The sequence below is a fragment of the Bradyrhizobium sp. 521_C7_N1_3 genome (assembly GCF_052075975.1).
Classification (GTDB): domain Bacteria; phylum Pseudomonadota; class Alphaproteobacteria; order Rhizobiales; family Xanthobacteraceae; genus Bradyrhizobium; species Bradyrhizobium japonicum.
On record NZ_CP197232.1, the window covers coordinates 9883809 to 9902121 of the forward strand.

Consider the following 18313-nt stretch of genomic DNA (forward strand, 5'->3'; position numbering starts at 1 on the left):
ATTGGGTCTACTTCCTCGGCAATTCTGGCGGCACGATGTCGCCAAAACCGCCTGCGGGCGTTGGTTCCCGGCCGGGTTTTCGTTATGATGGCAGCCATGTATCGCGCCGTGACCCGCCAGATCGAAGTGACCGTCGAGCCGAACTTTGTTCCGGAGCAGTCGTCGGCCGACCGCTCCCGCTATTTCTGGTCCTACACCATCGTCATCACCAATTCCGGCGACGAAACCGTGCAGCTGAAGACGCGGCACTGGATCATCACCGACGCCACCGGCCGCCAGCAGGAGGTCAGGGGCGAGGGCGTCGTCGGCGAGCAGCCGACCCTGGCTCCCGGCGAGCGCTTCGAATACACCTCCGGCGTGCCGCTCGCGACCGCCTCGGGCTTCATGACCGGCCGCTACCAGATGGTCAGCGAAAGCGGGGAACGCTTCGAGATCGACGTGCCGACATTCTCGCTGGACAGCCCGGACAACAAGCGCGTGTTGAACTAGCGCGGCGCCGTAGGGTGGGCAAAGGCGCAAAGCGCCGTGCCCACCATTCCGAACGTGGCGCATAAGATGGTGGGCACGCTGCGCTTTGCCCACCCTACGACTGGATCGCCCGATCAAGTCGGGCGATGACACCGAGTGTGTGGCGCGCAATGACGGAGGATGCGACGCCTACGCGTCTTCCACGCCCGCCTCATGCGGCGTGAACTGGTACACCGACGAGCAGAACTCGCAGGTCACGACGACCTTGTCGTCCTTGACCATGGCGGCGCGGTCGTCGGGCGAGAAGCTCTTCAGCATCGCACCAACCGCGTCGCGCGAGCAGGAGCATTGCGCCTTCAGCACCAGCGGATTGAACACACGTACGCCGCGCTCGTGGAACAGGCGGAACAGCAGCCGCTCGCCGGAGAGTTCGGGGTCGATCAGCTCGACGTCCTCGACGGTCTCGACCAGCGAACGCGCCTCGACCCAGGCGTCGTCTTCGGCGACAGCATGCACCTCCGCGCCTTCGGGCGCATCGCCGGGATGCAAATCGGCCTGACGCGCGCGCTCGGGCGCCTTCGGCAGGAACTGCATCAGCATGCCGCCGGCGCGCCAGCGATGCTTGCCGCCGTCGTTCGAGCGCCACTCCTCGCCGACCGCGAGACGCACGCGCGTCGGGATCTGCTCGGAGCGCAGGAAATATTCGTGGGCGGCATCTTCCAGGCTGCCGCCGTTGAGCGCGACCAGACCTTGGTAGCGGCTCATGTCGGGCCCCTGGTCGATGGTCATGGCGAGATGGCCGTTACCGAGGAGCGTGCCGGAATCTTTCGTCTCGCCGAGGCGCTCGGCATCGTAGCGCGCATAGGCGCGCAGGCGATCCGGCGCCATGTAGTCGACGACCAGGAACGACACCGGACCGTCGGTCTGGGCCTGGAGGATGAAGCGGCCCTCGAACTTCAGCGCCGAGCCAAGCAGCGTCGTCAGCAAGATGGCCTCGCCGAGCAGCTTGCCCACGGCAGCGGGATAGTCGTGCTTGGTCAGGATCTCGTCGAGCGCGGGACCGAGCCGCACGAGACGGCCGCGCACGTCGAGTGCGTCGACCTCGTAAGGCAGCACAGCGTCATCGATGGGAACCGCTGATGGTGCGCGAACCGGGCCTTCAGGCCCGGTATTCATGTCAGGGGATTGGGAAACCATGGCGCTTTATCTGGGGTCGGAGGGCGAAAATGGAAGGGGCGCAAGGGTGGTGTGTTCCGGATGCACTTATGATCGCACAGGATCCTGCAAATTCGATGTCGTCCCGGGGCGCGAAAAGCGCTGATACGGGACCCATAGCCACAGGATTACGCGATAGCCCGCGTAGCCCGGATGGAGCGTAGCGCAATCCGGGACCACTCCAACTGCGGACACGAACCCGGATTTCGCTGCGCTCCATCCGGGCTACAAGTGAGATTACTTCACCGCGTCAAAGCACCAGGCCAGAATGCCCTTCTGCGCATGCAGGCGGTTTTCGGCCTCGTCGAACACGACCGATTGCGGGCCGTCGATCACTTCGTCGGTGACCTCCTCGCCGCGATGGGCGGGCAGGCAGTGCATGAACAGCGCATCGGGCTTGGCCAGCGACATCAGCTTCGAATTGACCTGATAGGGCTTGAGCACGTTGTGACGGTGCTCGCCCTCCTTGTCGCCCATCGACACCCAGGTGTCGGTGACGACACAGTCGGCGCCCTTCACGGCGGCCTCGGGATCGGTGCCGAGCACGATCGGCGCGCCGGTAGCCTTGATGAAGTCCCGCATCACCTTTTTCGGCGCGAGCTCCGGCGGCGTCGCGACATTGAGCTTGAACTTGAAACGCTCGGCGGCATGCGCCCAGGACGCCAGCACGTTGTTGTCGTCGCCGGTCCAGGCCACCGTCCTGCCCTCGATCGGGCCCCGATGCTCTTCGTAAGTCATGAGGTCGGCCATCACCTGGCAAGGATGCGAGCGCCGTGTCAGGCCGTTGATGACGGGCACCGTCGCATATTCCGCCAGCTCCAGCAGGGCCTCGTGATTGAGGATGCGGATCATGATGGCGTCGACATAGCGCGACAGCACGCGCGCCGTGTCCGCGATGGTCTCGCCGCGACCGAGCTGCATCTCGGCACCGGTCAGCATGATCGGCTCGCCACCGAGCTGGCGCATGGCGACGTCGAACGAGACGCGGGTGCGCGTGGACGGACGCTCGAAGATCATCGCCAGCGTCTTGCCTTCCAGCGGCTTCACCGGCTGGTGCGCTTTCTGCTTCGCCTTCATGGCGGAGGAGGCCGCGAGCATGCTCTTGAGCTCCGACAACGGGAGCTCGTTGATATCCAGAAAGTGCTTCGGGGACTTGCTCATCAGCTTGCCGCCCGCTTGGTCTGACTGGACGAGATCGCGGCGCAGGCGCGCTCGAGCCGCCCGACGCTGTCCTCGATCTCGGCTTCGGTGACGATCAAGGGCGGCAGGAAGCGCACGACATTGTCGCCGGCGCCGACCGTGAGCAATTTTTCGTTGCGCAATGCCGCGCCGAGATCGCCTGACGGCACCACGGCCTTGATGCCGATCAGAAGGCCTTCGCCGCGCACTTCGCTGACGATGTCGGGATAACGATCGATCACGGAGGCGAGCTTCTGCTTGAGCAGCAGCGACATCTTCTGCACGTGGTCGAAGAAGCCGGGCTTGAGCATGACGTCGAGCACGGCGTTGGCAGCAGAGATCGCGAGCGGATTGCCGCCGAAGGTCGAGCCGTGCGAGCCGGGACCCATGCCGGCAGCCGCGTCCGCGGTCGCCAGCACCGCGCCGATCGGGAAACCGCCACCGAGCGCCTTGGCCAGCGACATCACGTCAGGCGTGACGCCGGTGCGGCGATGCGCGAACAGATCGCCGGTGCGGCCCATGCCGGTCTGCACCTCGTCGAACGCGAGCAGCAGGCCCTTCTCGTCGCAGAGCTGGCGCAACGCCCTCAGGAAGGCGGGCGTTGCCGAACGTACGCCGCCCTCACCCTGGATCGGCTCGATCAGGATGCCGGCGGTCTGCGGACCGATCGCCTTCTTGACGGCTTCGATGTCGCCATGCGGGACCTGGTCGAAGCCATCCATCGGCGGGCCGAACCCTTCGAGATATTTTGCCGAACCGGTCGCGGCGAGCGTTGCCAGCGTGCGGCCGTGGAAGGCGCCTTCGAAGGTGATGATGCGGTAACGCTCCGGATGCCCCTTGGAGAAGTGATGATGGCGGACCAGCTTGATCACACCTTCCAGCGCTTCGGCGCCGGAATTGCAGAAGAACACGAAGTCCGCGAAGCTTTCGTTGCACAGACGCGCGGCAAGCTTCTCGCCGTCCGGACTCTGGAACAGGTTCGACATGTGCCAGAGTTTGGTGGCCTGCTCCTGCAACGCCTTGACCAACGCAGGATGAGCATGGCCGAGCGCATTCACCGCCACGCCCGAGGTGAAATCGAGATAGCGATCGCCATTGGTCGCAATCAGCCAGCAGCCTTCACCGCGCTCGAAACCGAGGTCGGCCCTGGCGAAAACGGGGAGCAAATGCGGCGCTGCGCTGTTAGTCATGACGATCACTTGAATGTTGCGGACGGCGTGAGCGTGCATTGCGCAACGCACCATTGACCGGCCCGGAAAACGAAACGTGCCGCCTTTTAAGGGCGGCACGTGTGACTATCTTATGCCTGGTGAAACCGGTGTCAATGCCGCCCGGAAAGCCTCGCGAAACGCAGAATCCGTAGTCTTGCGGTGGCGATTTTGCGTATTTCCGCCACGGAACATGTGGAAGCGAGTCGGCGGACTCTTGCGCGTGAGTCACGCCATATTGTAGCGTTTGGCTTGTCAGATACGACATCTCGTGCAGCAGTTCTGATCCTCTAAGTCCTCATGTACCGGCGTAAGCGTTCGGGCGCATCTGGCGCGCCCGGCGAGCCTTAAGGGATTCTGGCGGCACGGGTTTTTCGAGGCTTAGGCATTCGCCGTGCGGCCGCCAGGATGGCAGGCGCCGGCGGAGGAAAGGGTGCAATGACCGTTTTGACCTGGTCGGATGATCGCGTCGAGCAGCTGAAAAAGCTCTGGGAGGCCGGACTTTCGGCCAGCCAGATCGCCGCTGAACTCGGCAATGTGACCCGCAATGCCGTAATCGGCAAAGTGCACCGGCTCGGCCTGTCGGGCCGCGCCAAGAGCCCTTCATCGGCAGCGCCGCGGCCGCGCAAGGCGCGCCCCGCCCAGCACATGATGCGGGTGACCCGCCCGATCGCACGCGGCAACACCGCGCTGGCACAAGCCTTCGAAGTCGAGGTCGAGGCCGAACCGGTCACCTACGACAACGTCGTGCCGATGAGCCAGCGGCTGTCGCTGCTGGAGCTGAACGAGGCCACCTGCCACTGGCCGGTCGGCGATCCCTCGAGCCCGGATTTCTTCTTCTGCGGCGGCAAGGCGCTCTCCGGCCTGCCCTACTGCGCCCAGCACTCGCGCGTGGCGTATCAGCCCGCGGCCGATCGCCGGCGCGCGCCGGCGAAGCCGGGTCCGCGCTGAGTACAGTTCCAGACAACCCTGTCCCGGCACAGAGCCGGGACGATCGAGCAAGAAAAAAGCGCGCCACCCGGCGCGCTTTTTGTTTGCCGGCTTGCAGCGGACCTTACGCCTGCTCCGCCTTCGCAAAGCGATCATCCAGTGCGTAGCCCGCGCCGCGGACGGTGCGGATCGGGTCCTGCTCGCGGCCGAGATTGAGCAGCTTGCGCAGGCGGCCGATATGGACGTCGACGGTGCGCTCATCGATGTAGATGTCACGGCCCCAGACGCTGTCGAGCAGCTGCTCGCGCGAGAACACGCGGCCGGGATGCTCCAGGAAGAACTCCAGCAGGCGATATTCGGTCGGGCCGAGATCGATCGGCCGGCCCGAGCGCGCCACGCGGCGCTTGTCGCGGTCGAGCTCGATGTCGCCATAGGCGAGCACGGTGGCGAGCCGCTCCGGGCTGGCGCGCCTGAGCAGGCCCTTCACGCGTGCCAGCAGCTCCGGCACCGAGAACGGCTTGACGATGTAGTCGTCGGCGCCGGTCGCAAGACCCCGCACCCGCTCGCTCTCCTCGCCGCGCGCGGTGAGCATGATGATCGGGAGCTGCTTGGTCTCGGGCCGGGTGCGCAGCCGCCGGCACAGCTCGATGCCGGAGAGGCCCGGCAGCATCCAGTCGAGCACGATCAAATCGGGGATGTGCTCCTTGAGGCGGGTGTCGGCGTCGTCGCCGCGCATCACCGTCTCGACGTCATAGCCGTCGCCTTCGAGGTTGTAGCGGAGAAGCTCGGTGAGAGCTTCCTCGTCCTCAACCACCATAATGCGTGCGCCCATGGTGTCGTCGCTCCTTAAGTGTTCGGGACCGTCGTGGCGAAGGTCGTCATGTCGCCCTTCGGCCGCTTGTCGGTGATCGCCTGGCCCTCGATCATGTAGAACACGGTCTCGGCAATGTTGGTGGCGTGGTCACCGATGCGCTCGATGTTCTTGGCGCAGAACATCAGGTGGATACAGAACGAGATGTTGCGCGGATCCTCCATCATGTAGGTGAGCAGCTCGCGGAACAGCGAGGTGCAGATGGCGTCGACTTCCTCGTCGCCCTTCCACACCGCCATCGCCGCGGGCAGATCGTGCGCGGCATAGGCGTCCAGCACCGACTTGACCTGCTGCTGCACGAGGTCGGTCATGTGCTCCAGGCCGCGGAACAGCTTGAGCGGGTGGAAATCGGTCTCCAGCGCCGCAACGCGCTTGCCCATGTTCTTGGCGAGGTCGCCGATCCGCTCGAGATCGGTCGCGACGCGCATGGCGCCGACGATTTCGCGCAGATCCACCGCCATCGGCTGGCGGCGCGCGATGGTGAGCACGGCGCGCTCCTCGATCTTCTTCTGGAGCGCGTCGAGCTCGGCATCGATGGTCACGACGCGCTGGCCGAGCGCGACGTCGCGGCGGATCAGGGCGTCGACGGAGTCGACGATCATGCGCTCGGCGATGCCGCCCATCTCGGCGACCAGGCGCGTGAGCTCCTGGAGGTCGGTGTCGAAGGCCTTTGCGGTATGTTCAGAACCCATGTTCCGTCTCCTCAGCCGAACCGGCCGGTGATGTAATCCTGCGTGCGCCGGTCGGTCGGCGACGTGAAGATCTTGCTGGTGTCGTCGAACTCGATCAGCTCGCCGAGATACATGAAGGCGGTCTTGTCGGAGACGCGCGCCGCCTGCTGCATGTTGTGGGTGACGATCGCGATCGTGTAGTTCTCGGACAGCTCCTGGATCAGCTCCTCGACCTTGGCGGTCGAGATCGGGTCGAGCGCCGAGCAGGGCTCGTCGAACAGGATCACCTCGGGCCGCACCGCGACCGTGCGGGCGATGCAGAGGCGCTGCTGCTGGCCGCCGGAGAGCGACAGGCCGGAGGCGTTGAGCTTGTCCTTGACCTCGTTCCACAGCGCGCCGCCGCGCAGCGCCTTCTCGACGCGGTCGTCCATCTCGGACTTCGAGATCTTCTCGTAGAGACGGATGCCGAAGGCGATGTTCTCGTAGATCGTCATCGGGAACGGCGTCGGCTTCTGGAACACCATGCCGACGCGGGCGCGCAGCAGATTGAGGTCCAGCTTGGGGTCGAGGATGTTGGTCTGGTCGAGCATGAGCTGACCGGTGACGCGCTGGCCCGGATAGAGATCGTACATCCGGTTGAAGATGCGCAGCAGGGTGGACTTGCCGCAGCCCGACGGGCCGATGAACGCCGTGACTCGGTTGGTCCCGAGCGCCAGATTGATGTTCTTCAGCGCGTGGTGCTCGCCATAATAGAAGTTCAGGTTGCGCACCGTCACCTTGGCCGGAGCCTCGGGCAACACCGGCGCCTGCGGCAAACCACCGGCCGCGCTCATCGATACGGAAAGCTCACTCATTTTGCGGTCCTCTCGGCGCCAAGGATGCGCGCGCCAATGTTCAGGGCAAGCACGGTAATCGTGATCAGCAGCGCGCCGCTCCAGGCGAGCTGCTTCCAATAGGCGTAGGGGCTCTGGACGAAGTTGTTGATGGTGACCGGCAGGTTCGCCATCGTCTTGTTCAGGCCGAGGCTGAAGAACTGGTTCGACAGCGCAGTAAAGAGGAGCGGCGCGGTCTCGCCGGCGACGCGGGCGGTCGCGAGCAGCACGCCGGTGATGAGGCCGGAACGCGCGGCACGATAAGCGATGCGCTTGATCACCAGCGAGCGCGGCAGGCCGAGCGCGGACGCCGCCTCACGCAGCGCGTTCGGCACCAGCAGCAACATGTCCTCGGTGGTGCGCAGCACCACCGGGATGACGATGACCGCGAGTGCGAGCGCGCCTGCGATCGCCGAGAAGCCGCGCATCGGCACCACCACCGCACCATAGATGAACAGGCCGATGATGATCGAGGGCGCCGACAGGAGGATGTCGTTGATGAAGCGGATCACCGAGGTCAGGCGATCGTTGCGGCCGTACTCGGCAAGATAGGTGCCGGCAAACAGGCCGAGCGGCGCGCCGATACCGACGCCGAGCACGGTCATGATGATCGAACCGACGATGGCGTTGCGCAGGCCGCCTTCGGTCGAGCCCGGAGGCGGAGTGTCCGCGACAAAGATCTCCAGGTTCAGACCGGCGATGCCGTTGTAGAGCAGCGTGATCAGGATCAGCGCAAGCCAGGTGACACCGAAGGCGGCGGCGGCCATGCAGAGACCGCGAACGACGATATCCTTGCGGCGGCGGCGTGAATAGATCGGGTTCATGGCGCTAGTTCCCCGCCTTCTTTTCCAGCCGCATCAGCATCAACCGCGCCGCTGCGAGCACGAAAAACGTCAGCACGAACAGCAGCAGGCCGAGCAGGATCAGGCCGGACTGGTGCAGGCCGTCGCTCTCGGCGAACTCGGATGCGATCGCCGCCGAGATCGTGGTGCCCGGGGCAAAGATCGAGGAGGAGATGCGGAACGAGTTGCCGATGATGAAGGTCACGGCCATGGTCTCGCCGAGCGCGCGGCCCAGCGCCAGCATGACGCCGCCGATGACGCCGACGCGGGTATAGGGGATCACCACGCTGCGGACGACTTCCCAGGTGGTGCAGCCGACGCCGTAGGCGGCTTCCTTCAGCACCGGCGGCACCGTCTTGAACACGTCGACCGAGATCGAGGTGATGAAGGGCAGCACCATGATCGCGAGGATCAGCGCGGCGTTGAACAGGCTGAGATAGGACGGGGGACCTGCGAAGATGGCGCCCAGCACGGGGACGCCGTCGAAGATCTTGATCATGAAGGGCTGGAAAGTGTTGGCCAGGAACGGGCCCAGCACGAAGAAGCCCCACATGCCGTAGATGATCGAGGGGATGCCGGCGAGCAGCTCGATCGCCATGCCGATCGGGCGGCGCAGCCATTGCGGGCAGAGCTCGGTGAGGAAGATCGCAATGCCGAGACCCACGGGAATGGCGATCAGCATCGCGATGAAGGAGGTCACGAGCGTGCCGTACATCGGTCCGAGCGCGCCGAGCACCGGCGGATCGGCGGACGGCGCCCAGCGCTGCGTCCACAGGAAGGAGAGGCCGTATTCCTTCATCGCCGGGAAGGCGCCGACGATCAGCGAAATGATGATGCCGCCGAGGATCAGCAGCACGGAGATCGCGGAGAGCCGCGTGATCCAGTAGAAGGTCACGTCGCCGAGCTTGAAGGCGCTCAAGGCCTTGGCGCGATCATAAGGTCCGGCGTCGTCGATTACATCGCTCTGAACGGCCATCTCTGCCACGCCGATCCCCTGTGCCCGTTTGATATACGCTTGTTGTCGGTCTTGTTGTTGGTCTTACGCTCCGGATGCGGCGCGAGGCCGATCCGGAGCGGAGGTCTTGTCAGACCCCGGCGCCCAGTCCGGGACAAGAGCGCTTAGCTCTTGATCTCGGCAGCCCAGGTCTTCTCGATCAGCTGGACGACCGGGTCCGGCATCGGGATGTAGTCGAGCTCTTCAGCCGCCTTGCCGCCGCTCTTGAAGGCCCAGCGGAAGAACTTGATGGCTTCCTGCGAGGCTGCCTTGTCGGTGGCATCCTTGTGCATGAGGATGAAGGTCGCCGCCGTGATCGGCCAGGACTTGTCGCCGGGCTGGTCGGTCAGGATGACGTAGTAGCCGGGAGCCTTGGCCCAGTCGGCGTTGGAAGCCGCGGCCTGGAAGGCCTCGACCGTCGGCTGCACGGGCTTGCCGGCCTTGTTGACGAGACCAGTGTAGGTCAGCTTGTTCTGCTTGGCATAGGCGTACTCGACGTAGCCGATCGAGTTCTTGGTCTGGCTGATGTTGCCCGACACGCCTTCGTTGCCCTTGGCGCCGACGCCGACCGGCCACTCGACCGCGGTGCCCTCACCGACCTTGCTCTTCCAGTCCGCGCTGGCCTTGGAGAGGTAGTTGGTGAAGTTGAAGGTGGTGCCCGAACCATCCGAGCGGCGGACCACGGTGATCGCGTCCGACGGCAGCTTCACGTTCGGATTGAGCTTCTTGATCGCGGCGTCGTCCCACTTGGTGATCTTGCCGAGATAGATGCTGGCCAGGGTCTCGCCGTCGAACACCAGCTCGCCGGGCTTCACGCCCTCGATGTTGACGACCGGAACGATGGCGCCCATCACCATCGGCCACTGGACGAGGCCGTCCTTCTCGAGCTGCTCGGCCTTGAGCGGCGCGTCGCTGGCGCCGAAGGTCACGGTCTTGGCCTGGATCTGCTTGATGCCGCCGCCGGAGCCGATCGACTGGTAGTTCAGACCGTTGCCGGTCTCCTTCTTGTAGGCGTCAGCCCACTTGGAATAGATCGGGAACGGGAACGTCGCACCGGCACCCGTAATGTCGGCAGCAAAAGCCGCCGTCGCCGATGCGGCGACCAAGCCGGCAGCGACGATCGTTTTGATGAAATTCATGGTGGTCTCCATACAGGGGAGCGAAGCGCCATCCGCGCCCGATCGCGCTCCCCGTGCCGCCCCTTTAGGAGCGGTCGGCTGTGCTTTTACGAAGGTTTCGTGACAGCTGGATGACACATCCAAGCGATTGAAATCGCTTGAATATCAAGTCGAAGCCGCGGTCTTCGCTTGGGGAAAACAGGCCGTGAAAACGGCGCCCTGCTTTGGCACGCTCTCGATCAAAAGCCGGCCGCGATGGCGGTTAAGAATATGTTTCACCAGCGATAATCCGAGCCCCGTCCCGCCCTGCGAGCGGCTGTCGCCGACGTCGACCCGGTAGAACCGCTCGGTCAGTCGCGGCAGGTGCTCGGGCGCGATGCCGGGGCCGAAATCGCGCACCATGACCCGGATTTCCTGAGTTCCATCAGTGGCTGCCGCCGCGGCCAGCGACACGATGACACGTCCGCCCGACGCCCCGTATTTGAGTGCGTTCTCGATCAGGTTCTCGAACAGGCGGAGCAACTCCTCGCGGTCGCCCGCGATCATCACCGGGGTCTCGGGCAGATGGGTTTCGACCTCGACCTGGCGCTCCCGCGCCAGCGGCTCGAGCCCGTCGGCGACCTGGAAGATGATCGGCAGCAGGTCGACCAGGGTGTCGGGCCGCACATGGGCCGACAGCTCGACCCGCGACAGCGAGAGCAGATCGTCGATCAGGCGCGCCATCCGGGTCGCCTGGTTGTGCATGATGCCGAGGAACCGCTCGCGCGCCTTGGGATCGTCCTTGGCCTGGCCCTGGAGCGTGTCGATGAAGCCCGACAGCGCGGCAAGCGGCGTGCGCAGCTCGTGGCTGGCATTGGCGACGAAGTCCGCGCGCATCTCCTCGACCCGGCGCAGCGGCGTCTGGTCGTGGAAGGTCATCAGCATGCATTTGTCGGCGCCGCCGAAGGAGGTCGGCACCGGCACCGGCGTGATGATCAGCTCCATCCAGCGGTCGACCGGGACATGGTCGAGATAGGTCGCGCGCCGCGGTTCGGTGGTGGCGATCGATTCACGCAGCGCGGTGATGATCTCCGGCGAGCGCAGCGCGAACTGGGCGAGCTCGTTCTTGCGCAGCGCCGGCGCCAGCTGGGCGGCGGCGGCATTGAGATGGATGACGCGCCCGGCGCGGTCGAGCAGCACGGCCGGATCCGGCATGCCGGCGACGACCGCGGCCACCGCCGCGCTCTCGACCGGGTTGACGCGGCGGGTGTCGTCGCGCGAGGCGGCATTGTCGTGCAGGCGCCAGGGGATCAGCGCCGCGGCTGCGATGCAGAGGAATACCGTCGCCGCCCGCATCACTGACAATTCGCCGAGCGAGACCACCACCGACAGCGCCAGCGCCGCGGCGATCAGGATAACGGTCGAGTGCCGCAGCCGGTCGGACCAGGGCTGCGCCGAGGGAGAAGATGGGGCGTCGATCGCCATCGGGGCGGGCTTCTCCTAAGGGGATGCGCCGGTCAGGCGCCGCTGTCGCTGCGCTCTCTCACATAGGCGGCTTCACGCGCCGGGCCGGGGTCGAGCTTGAGCGCCGCCTGCTGCAAGCGCTTCGATCGAGCGCCGATTATAACCTCGCGAAACGTCAGCAAGATTACAGATATGACGAAGGGGGAGAGATAATAGAGGACGCGGAACAGGAGCATCCCACCCAGCAGTTCCTCGCGATCCATCTGCCAGAGGCCGACCAGCATGGCGGCATCGAACACGCCGAGCCCTCCCGGCGAGTGGCTGGCGAAGCCGAGCAGCGTCGCCGAGACGAAGATCACCGCCACCACGACGAAGCCGAGATTGGGCTCGTCCGGGACCAGCACGTACATCGCGAGCGCACAGAAGCCGAGATCGATGATGCCGATGGCGATCTGGAGCAGCGTCAGCGGGCCGCCCGGCAGCACCACGGTCCAGGGCCCGCGGCCGACCACCCGCGGCTGGGTCCAGACCCAGACCACATAGGCGACCAGCCCAACGATGATCATCATCGCCAGCATCCGGTTCAGCCAGGGCGGAAGCTGGTCGATCGAGGCTGCGGCTTCCGGATGGTAGGAGATACCGAGGCCGAGCACCGCGGCATTGCCGAGCCAGAAGGTCAGGCCGGCGAGAAAGCAGATCTTTGCGACGTCGATCGCGTTCAGGCCATAGGCCGAATAGATGCGGTAGCGCACCGCGCCGCCGGTGAAGACGCTGGCGCCGACATTGTGGCCGATCGAATAGCTGGTGAAGGCGGCGAGCGCATTGATGCGGTAGGGCACATGGGCGTGGCCGATCGCGCGCACCGCGAACAGATCGTAGAAGGTCAGGGTGAAATAGCCCGCGGCCACGAACAGCGCAGCCATCGCAATCTGGCTCGGCTCGGTACTCTTGATCGCTTCGAGGACCTCGTTGACGTCGATGCCCCGCAGCATGTGGTAGAGCACATAGCAAGCGATGCCGATGACCGCGACGCTGATCACAACTCCAAGCTTATGCAGGACTTGCTTCTGGCGCAGAAACGTCGTCGCCCTGCGTATGGCTTCCAGCATCTAGACCTCGAACAACGCTTCAGCGGCCGGGGTGGCCGGCGGACAGGCGGACGACGCACAGGCATTCAACGAACCCTTGCCGCCGGCTCCGGCATCGCGCATGCCCCATGCCCTTCCACTAGCGCGTTTTGCGGCGGAGTGGAATTCAGCAATTCGAACAAAAACTCGTGCCTTCAATATTTTAGGCAGGGTTGCGAGCTCCTGATGCACGGATTGGCGCTTTCGGCGGCAAGACCGACGCGAATCTCCATGGCAATCCTGCGCAGTCGCCATGAAGTTTTGATGATTTCGGCCGCACAATGTTCCGTCACGACTTAAGCCGACGTCAATCTATGGGCGGCCGCCGCCTGGCGAAAGAGGGGTGATTGGCGCTGTTGTTCAGGGATTTCAGGTGGGCCGAAAGGCCGCGGCGACGGCCGCGGCCTCAGGAGGCGGTCAGATTCCGTCCCGGATCAGCGCCACGCGGAAGTAACGGCGGCTACGATTTCGTCGGTACCGGGAAAGTGACCCTTGCTGCGGCTGTCGCCGACCTTGACCTAGAAGATCCCACCTTTGCCGGGCACGAGAGACGGCTCCGGCGTCAGATGCTGCTGCAGCGCAGCAGCGGCGTCCTTGGCGCGCCTCTCGTAGCCGCAGGGGCGGCAATAGATGATGGTCACATCAGCCATCTCGCCCACCTTCAGGCAGCGCGCTGCTGGCGCACGGCTTCGATGCCGGCGATCCAGCCTGCGACAGAGCGGCCGATCGCCTCGGGGTGATCCTCCTGGAGGAAGTGCAGGCCGGGTCCGAGGCGGACCAATGCGCAGTGCTTCAGCGAGGCTGCGAACCGCTCGGCGAATTCGGGCGCAACGAGCGCACCGGGCGTGCCCGAGAACAACAGCTTCGGACAGGACGATGCAGCGAGCGCGGCATGCGCGGATTGGAGCGTCTCGTAGACGTCGGCAGGCTCGCCTGCGATCGGCAGTTCGCGGGGGAAGGCGAGAACGGGCCGGCGGCTCTCCGGCGTGGGGAATGGCGCACGGTAAGGCGCCATCTCGTCCTCGCCGAGCTTGCGGACGATGCCACCGGGTAGCACGCGTTCGACGAACGCGTTCGCCTCGAGGATCATCGCTTCGCCCTCGCCCGGCGTCCTGAATTTGCGGAACGCCGCCCTCGCCGCCTCGGCGTGGTCCTGCTCCTCCGCGACCTCGGTGTGGTGAAAGTCCCGCCAGGTCGGCATCGGGCGGATGAACTCCATGAAGGCAAGGCCGCGCACGAAATCCGGCCGGCGCGCGGCGAGATGGAACGCGAGCGCGGTGCCCCAGTCCTGCGCGACAAGATAGGCCGATTTGATGCCGCGCTGTTCGATGAATGCATCGAGATAGCGGACGTGGTCGACGAAGCGATAGCCGATGTCGGGCTTGCCGGATTGGCCGAAGCCGACGAGATCGGGCGCGATGCAATGTGCGACCGGCGATACAAGCGGCAGGATGTTGCGCCAGATATGCGACGACGTCGGGTTGCCGTGCAGGAACAGGGCAGCGGGCGCATCGCGATCTCCCGCCTCGCGATAGGCCATCGTGCTTCCCAGCACAGACGCTTGGAGAATCTCGATTTCAGTTGGCTTGCTCATGTCAGCTCCCTGAAGACGGTTTGAAAGGCGATGGTCTTGAAACGTTCGAGGGCGTTGGGATTGCGGTCGACCTTCATGCGCAGGATCGCGCCCTGCCAGGACGCGAGCAGGAAATCAGCAAGCTCTTCGGGCGCGAAATCGGATGCGATCTCGCTGCACGTCTGGGCGTCCCTGATGCAGGCGGCGAACGGCGCGCGCCATTCGGCGAAGATTTCGGCGAGACGCGCGCGCAGCATTTCGCTGCTGGCTGATGCCTCCAGGCTGAGATCGCCGATCAGGCAGCCGCGGCCATAGCCGTCGGCCTCGAGCCGGCCGGTGATGATGTCGAGATAGCGGCGCAGCCGCGCGCGCGGCGTCAGCGAGGTGTCATCGAGCGCCTCCGCGACCAATCCCCTCGTGGTGTCGAAGTAGCGGTCGAGCACCTCGGAGGCGAATACCTCTTTGGAGCGAAAATGGTTGGTGAAGGACCCCTGCGGCGCGCCTGCCGCAGCAGTGACGTCGCGCACGCTGGTGCCGTGATAGCCGGTCCTGAACATGACCTTCAGGCCGGCATCGAGGATGGCGTCTTTGAGTGAGGGCTTTGGCATCGGAGAATAATACGTACGTACGTATTGATGTCAAGCGCATTCTGATCGTTCGGCAATTTGCTTGCCGGTCAGGCCGTTATCGCAAGGTTGGATCGAAAGGGTTGTGTCTCGTTCGGCGCCCCAATGGAGGTGCATTCCCCTCCCCAGCAAAGGGGGGAGGGAGCGAGAGAGCGATGGCCGCCTCACCCAAATCACCCGAACCAAACTTTCCGATGCGTCGCGGCGGCGACTGTCGATCTCTCACCGAGCCCAAGGGCTCAGGCCGCCGGCTGGCTCCGCGATACCACCCTGTCGCGCAGCCAGGCGCCGATGGTGCAGCCGACGAGGTAGCAGGCGAACATGACCAGCCCGAGATCGAGCCAATAGCCGAAGCGGCCGGGCACCGCATGTGTGAAGGAGGCTGCGACCAGGGCGACGGCAAGCAAGGCGAGCCAGCGCGCGGTCACCTTCGAAGTGCCGTTGCCGCGCTGGACCACCGAGATCCAGCCCATGCAAAAGCCCAGCAGCAGCGAGCCGATCAGCCAGCCCAGATGGAACGAGACGAGATAGGGCATCGTCACCTCACCAGAAATTCGATGCGGCGGTTCTGCGCCTTGCCTTCGTCGGTGTCATTGCCGGCGAGGGGCTGCGTGGCGCCATAGCCGACCGGAGTGAAGCGGGTCACCGGCAGCCCGGCCTTGACCAGATAGTCGATCACGGCCTGCGCACGCTTCTCCGAGAGGGCCTGGTTGAAGGAGTCCTCACCGTCGGCATCGGTGTGGCCGGCCACCTCGATATTGGTGGTGGGGCAGCGCAGCGCCGTCTCGATCAGATGGTCGAGAATACCGGCGGAATCCGGGTCGATGTCGGCGCGTTTCGTTGCGAAGCGGATCTTGCCCTTGTTCAGGAGCTCCGAGAACAATTGCTGGCAGACGGTGCCGTCGACCGGGCCCGCGGCAGGCTTCACCGTAATCTCCGGCTTGTACTGCCAGTTCTTCGGGAAGTCCTTGCCGAGGCCTGCGCGGATGTCGTTGGCGGCCCCCTCATAGAGCGCATCGCCCGACAGCTTCACCTCGCGATCGGACACCACGAGCGTACCGGTCGACAGGCGCGACAACGCGCCGAGCGCTGCGACCACGGCAGTATTGAAAGAGCCGGGTGCGCCAACGCTGGCCTTGAGATTGTCGACGACCTTTTCGGTGAAGAACTTTCGCGAGGCACTCGTTGCAATGGCCGCGTGCACGCTGTTGTCGGGCACGTAGCCCGTCAGCGTCACGGTCGCTGCAACCGGATCCTTGTAGGCCTGGAAGATGTAGGGCGGCGCCTTGACATCGTTGGCGGCGACCGAAAAGCCCTCGGGCAGGTTCTTGAGCGCGGCCGCGATCGCCTCACGGCCGCCGAGATCGCGCGCCATGCCCGACAGATTGACCTTGGTGTCGGTGATCGTGATCTTGCCGTCCTTGAGCTTGCCGATCTGGTCGAGCAGCAGCATCGCGGCGGCCTCGAACCGCGGCGGCGCGCCGCGCGCGAGGCCCATCTGATCGGCGACCTCGGTCCCGGCGACCTCCTTGCGCGCGGCCTCGGTCAGGCGCGCCTTCATCGACGGCAGGGGCGCGGAACCGGACAGCGTCACCCGCACCACGTCACGCTCGGCATTCCAGACGAAGGGCGTCGCTTCGGGAACAAGGCGGGTCCGGTCGTCGACCAGGCGCACGCCCGGGACGAGTTCGACCGCCATCACGGCATCGCGGCGCCCCTCCTCGGAAAAGGCATCCGCGGCCAGGCTGACGTCCCGGCCGTCCACCGCGATCCGGGTCTTGTCCAGCACGGTCTCCTTGAGTGCCGCCGAGCTGCGGGCGGACAGGTCCGCCTCGACCGGCAAGGTATTATTCCAGGCCGCAAATCCCCACATGACGGCCAGGGGAATCAGCCCTGGCCACCATTTGCTGGCCCATCTGAAAAGCTTCTGCATTCAACGACCCGAACTCTGGAACCGGAGACAAAACAAACCCTTGGCGGGCTGTCAAACCGGAAATGATGCCCTTCCGAAGGCCATGCGTCGACAATTGGAATAACTTTTTCTTCAAGGGTTCTTCCGTAAGTTGAAAGTGGAATGCCAGAGTTCGCCAGCCGGTCATGAAACAACTCCGAAACAACGTCATCCGCGCCGGGCTGGGGGCACTCTATTTCAGCGGGGCGCACCACCTGCTGCGCCCGCTCTTGTCGGGCGTCGGCGCCATTTTCATGCTGCACCATGTGCGGCCGGCCCGCGAGGCCGCGTTCCAGCCGAACCGGCATCTCGAAGTCACTCCCGATTTCCTGCGCGCCACGCTGAGCCATTTGCGCTCGCGCGGGATCGACATCGTCAGCATGGACGAGCTGCATGAGCGGCTGGTGCAGGGCCGGTTCACCCGCCCCTTCGCCGCCTTCACCCTCGATGACGGGTACCGCGACAATCTCGAATTCGCGCTGCCGGTTCTGCGCGAATTTGACGCGCCCTTGGCCGTCTATATCGCGAGCGAGTTTGCCGAGGGCACCGGACGTCTGTGGTGGACCGCGCTGGAGGCCGTCATCGCCAAGGCCGAACAGATCGACATCCAGATCGGCAATTCCGCGCTGCGGCTGGACGCAACGACCCCAGCCGCAAAACAAATGGCGTTCGACCGCCTGCACGATTGGCTGCGCGCGTTGCCGAGCGAACATGATCTCAAGCGCGAGATCGAGGCGCTCTGCGCCAGATACGACGTCGACATGGCCGCACTGTGCCGCAGCCTGTGCCTGTCCTGGGACGAGGTGAAGGCATTTGCCGCCGATCCGCTGGTCACGATCGGCGCGCACACCATCAGCCATTGCAATCTCGCCAGGCAGAACGAGGAGATCGCCGCACAGGAGATGGCGGTAAGCCGCGCGCGGATCGAGCAGGCGCTCGGCCGTACCGTGCTGCACTTCGCCTACCCCTATGGCGACCGCGAAGCGGCGGGCGACCGCGAATTCGCTCTCGCCGCATCGGCCGGCTTCAAGACCGCGGTGACGACCCGGCCCGGCATGCTGTTCGCAGAAAATGCCGGCCAAATGACCGCGCTGCCGCGCGTCTCGCTCAACGGCAATTACCAGGACGCGCGAATTTTGCCGGTGCTGACCTCGGGCGCCGCGACCGCGATGTGGAACGGCTTTCGCCGGATCGCCGCGGCCTGATCCATCACTCAGACCTCATC

Annotated in this window: 19 protein-coding genes; 3 read left to right on the plus strand and 16 right to left on the minus strand. The window is 65.0% G+C overall.

The features are described 5' to 3' along the window. Positions 1–96 precede the first annotated feature (96 nt). Positions 97–489, plus strand: a complete 393-nt coding sequence (gene apaG, locus AB7008_RS46955; RefSeq protein ID WP_014491305.1) for a Co2+/Mg2+ efflux protein ApaG — start codon at positions 97–99, stop codon at positions 487–489. A gap of 168 nt (positions 490–657) precedes the next feature. Here apaG and AB7008_RS46960 read toward each other — a convergent pair whose 3' ends face one another. The 3 genes from AB7008_RS46960 to AB7008_RS46970 form a co-directional block, all read right to left on the minus strand. Further along, the gene (locus AB7008_RS46960) at positions 658–1665 is read right to left on the minus strand and encodes an Hsp33 family molecular chaperone (RefSeq protein WP_304492000.1); all 1008 of its coding nucleotides are present in this window, start codon (positions 1663–1665) and stop codon (positions 658–660) included. A 255-nt stretch (positions 1666–1920) separates the two neighbouring features. Continuing rightward, positions 1921–2844 (minus strand): ornithine carbamoyltransferase, encoded by a 924-nt coding sequence (gene argF / locus AB7008_RS46965; RefSeq protein ID WP_014491303.1) that lies wholly within the window; start codon positions 2842–2844, stop codon positions 1921–1923. Beyond that, positions 2844–4052: an aspartate aminotransferase family protein gene (locus AB7008_RS46970; protein ID WP_028155151.1), complete on the minus strand. Its 1209-nt coding sequence runs from the start codon at positions 4050–4052 to the stop codon at positions 2844–2846. Before AB7008_RS46970 ends, argF begins: the two co-directional genes overlap by 1 nt. Before the next feature lie 456 nt (positions 4053–4508). Here AB7008_RS46970 and AB7008_RS46975 point away from each other — a divergent pair, with 456 nt between their 5' ends. Continuing rightward, entirely contained in the window at positions 4509–5021 is a 513-nt protein-coding gene (locus AB7008_RS46975) for a GcrA family cell cycle regulator (protein WP_014491301.1), read from the plus strand. A 103-nt stretch (positions 5022–5124) separates the two neighbouring features. Here AB7008_RS46975 and phoB read toward each other — a convergent pair whose 3' ends face one another. The 13 genes from phoB to AB7008_RS47040 all read right to left on the minus strand — a co-directional run bounded on the left by phoB (position 5125) and on the right by AB7008_RS47040 (position 17070). Then, positions 5125–5832 carry a phosphate regulon transcriptional regulator PhoB gene (gene phoB, locus AB7008_RS46980; protein ID WP_014491300.1) on the minus strand — a complete coding sequence of 236 codons (708 nt, stop codon included), beginning with the start codon at positions 5830–5832 and terminating at the stop codon, positions 5125–5127. A gap of 14 nt (positions 5833–5846) precedes the next feature. Beyond that, positions 5847–6563 (minus strand): phosphate signaling complex protein PhoU, encoded by a 717-nt coding sequence (gene phoU, locus AB7008_RS46985; protein ID WP_028155152.1) that lies wholly within the window; start codon positions 6561–6563, stop codon positions 5847–5849. A gap of 11 nt (positions 6564–6574) precedes the next feature. After that, entirely contained in the window at positions 6575–7396 is an 822-nt protein-coding gene (gene pstB, locus AB7008_RS46990) for a phosphate ABC transporter ATP-binding protein PstB (RefSeq protein ID WP_014491298.1), read from the minus strand. Further along, positions 7393–8238 carry a phosphate ABC transporter permease PstA gene (pstA, locus tag AB7008_RS46995; RefSeq protein WP_014491297.1) on the minus strand — a complete coding sequence of 282 codons (846 nt, stop codon included), beginning with the start codon at positions 8236–8238 and terminating at the stop codon, positions 7393–7395. Before pstA ends, pstB begins: the two co-directional genes overlap by 4 nt. Before the next feature lie 4 nt (positions 8239–8242). Continuing rightward, the gene (gene pstC, locus AB7008_RS47000; RefSeq protein WP_028148027.1) at positions 8243–9232 is read right to left on the minus strand and encodes a phosphate ABC transporter permease subunit PstC; all 990 of its coding nucleotides are present in this window, start codon (positions 9230–9232) and stop codon (positions 8243–8245) included. 143 nt (positions 9233–9375) lie between these two features. Further along, entirely contained in the window at positions 9376–10389 is a 1014-nt protein-coding gene (gene pstS, locus AB7008_RS47005) for a phosphate ABC transporter substrate-binding protein PstS (RefSeq protein WP_014491295.1), read from the minus strand. 144 nt (positions 10390–10533) lie between these two features. Further along, positions 10534–11832, minus strand: a complete 1299-nt coding sequence (locus AB7008_RS47010) for an ATP-binding protein (protein WP_014491294.1) — start codon at positions 11830–11832, stop codon at positions 10534–10536. Positions 11833–11864: 32 nt separating this feature from the next. Then, a complete protein-coding gene (locus AB7008_RS47015) occupies positions 11865–12920 on the minus strand; it encodes a lysylphosphatidylglycerol synthase domain-containing protein (RefSeq protein WP_028155154.1) in 1056 nt (351 codons plus the stop codon). 536 nt (positions 12921–13456) lie between these two features. Next, positions 13457–13588, minus strand: coding sequence for an Rdx family protein (locus AB7008_RS47020; RefSeq protein WP_304492002.1), 132 nt, complete (start codon positions 13586–13588; stop codon positions 13457–13459). An 11-nt stretch (positions 13589–13599) separates the two neighbouring features. Next, positions 13600–14532 carry a haloalkane dehalogenase gene (locus AB7008_RS47025; RefSeq protein WP_304492003.1) on the minus strand — a complete coding sequence of 311 codons (933 nt, stop codon included), beginning with the start codon at positions 14530–14532 and terminating at the stop codon, positions 13600–13602. After that, on the minus strand, positions 14529–15119 hold the full coding sequence (locus tag AB7008_RS47030) for a TetR/AcrR family transcriptional regulator (RefSeq protein ID WP_304492004.1): 591 nt from the start codon (positions 15117–15119) through the stop codon (positions 14529–14531). Before AB7008_RS47030 ends, AB7008_RS47025 begins: the two co-directional genes overlap by 4 nt. Positions 15120–15376: 257 nt before the next feature. Further along, positions 15377–15673 carry a hypothetical protein gene (locus AB7008_RS47035; protein WP_028155158.1) on the minus strand — a complete coding sequence of 99 codons (297 nt, stop codon included), beginning with the start codon at positions 15671–15673 and terminating at the stop codon, positions 15377–15379. A 2-nt stretch (positions 15674–15675) separates the two neighbouring features. After that, the gene (locus tag AB7008_RS47040) at positions 15676–17070 is read right to left on the minus strand and encodes an OmpA family protein (protein ID WP_304492005.1); all 1395 of its coding nucleotides are present in this window, start codon (positions 17068–17070) and stop codon (positions 15676–15678) included. 164 nt (positions 17071–17234) lie between these two features. Here AB7008_RS47040 and AB7008_RS47045 point away from each other — a divergent pair, with 164 nt between their 5' ends. Beyond that, positions 17235–18293: a polysaccharide deacetylase family protein gene (locus AB7008_RS47045; protein ID WP_304492006.1), complete on the plus strand. Its 1059-nt coding sequence runs from the start codon at positions 17235–17237 to the stop codon at positions 18291–18293. Positions 18294–18313 lie beyond the last annotated feature (20 nt).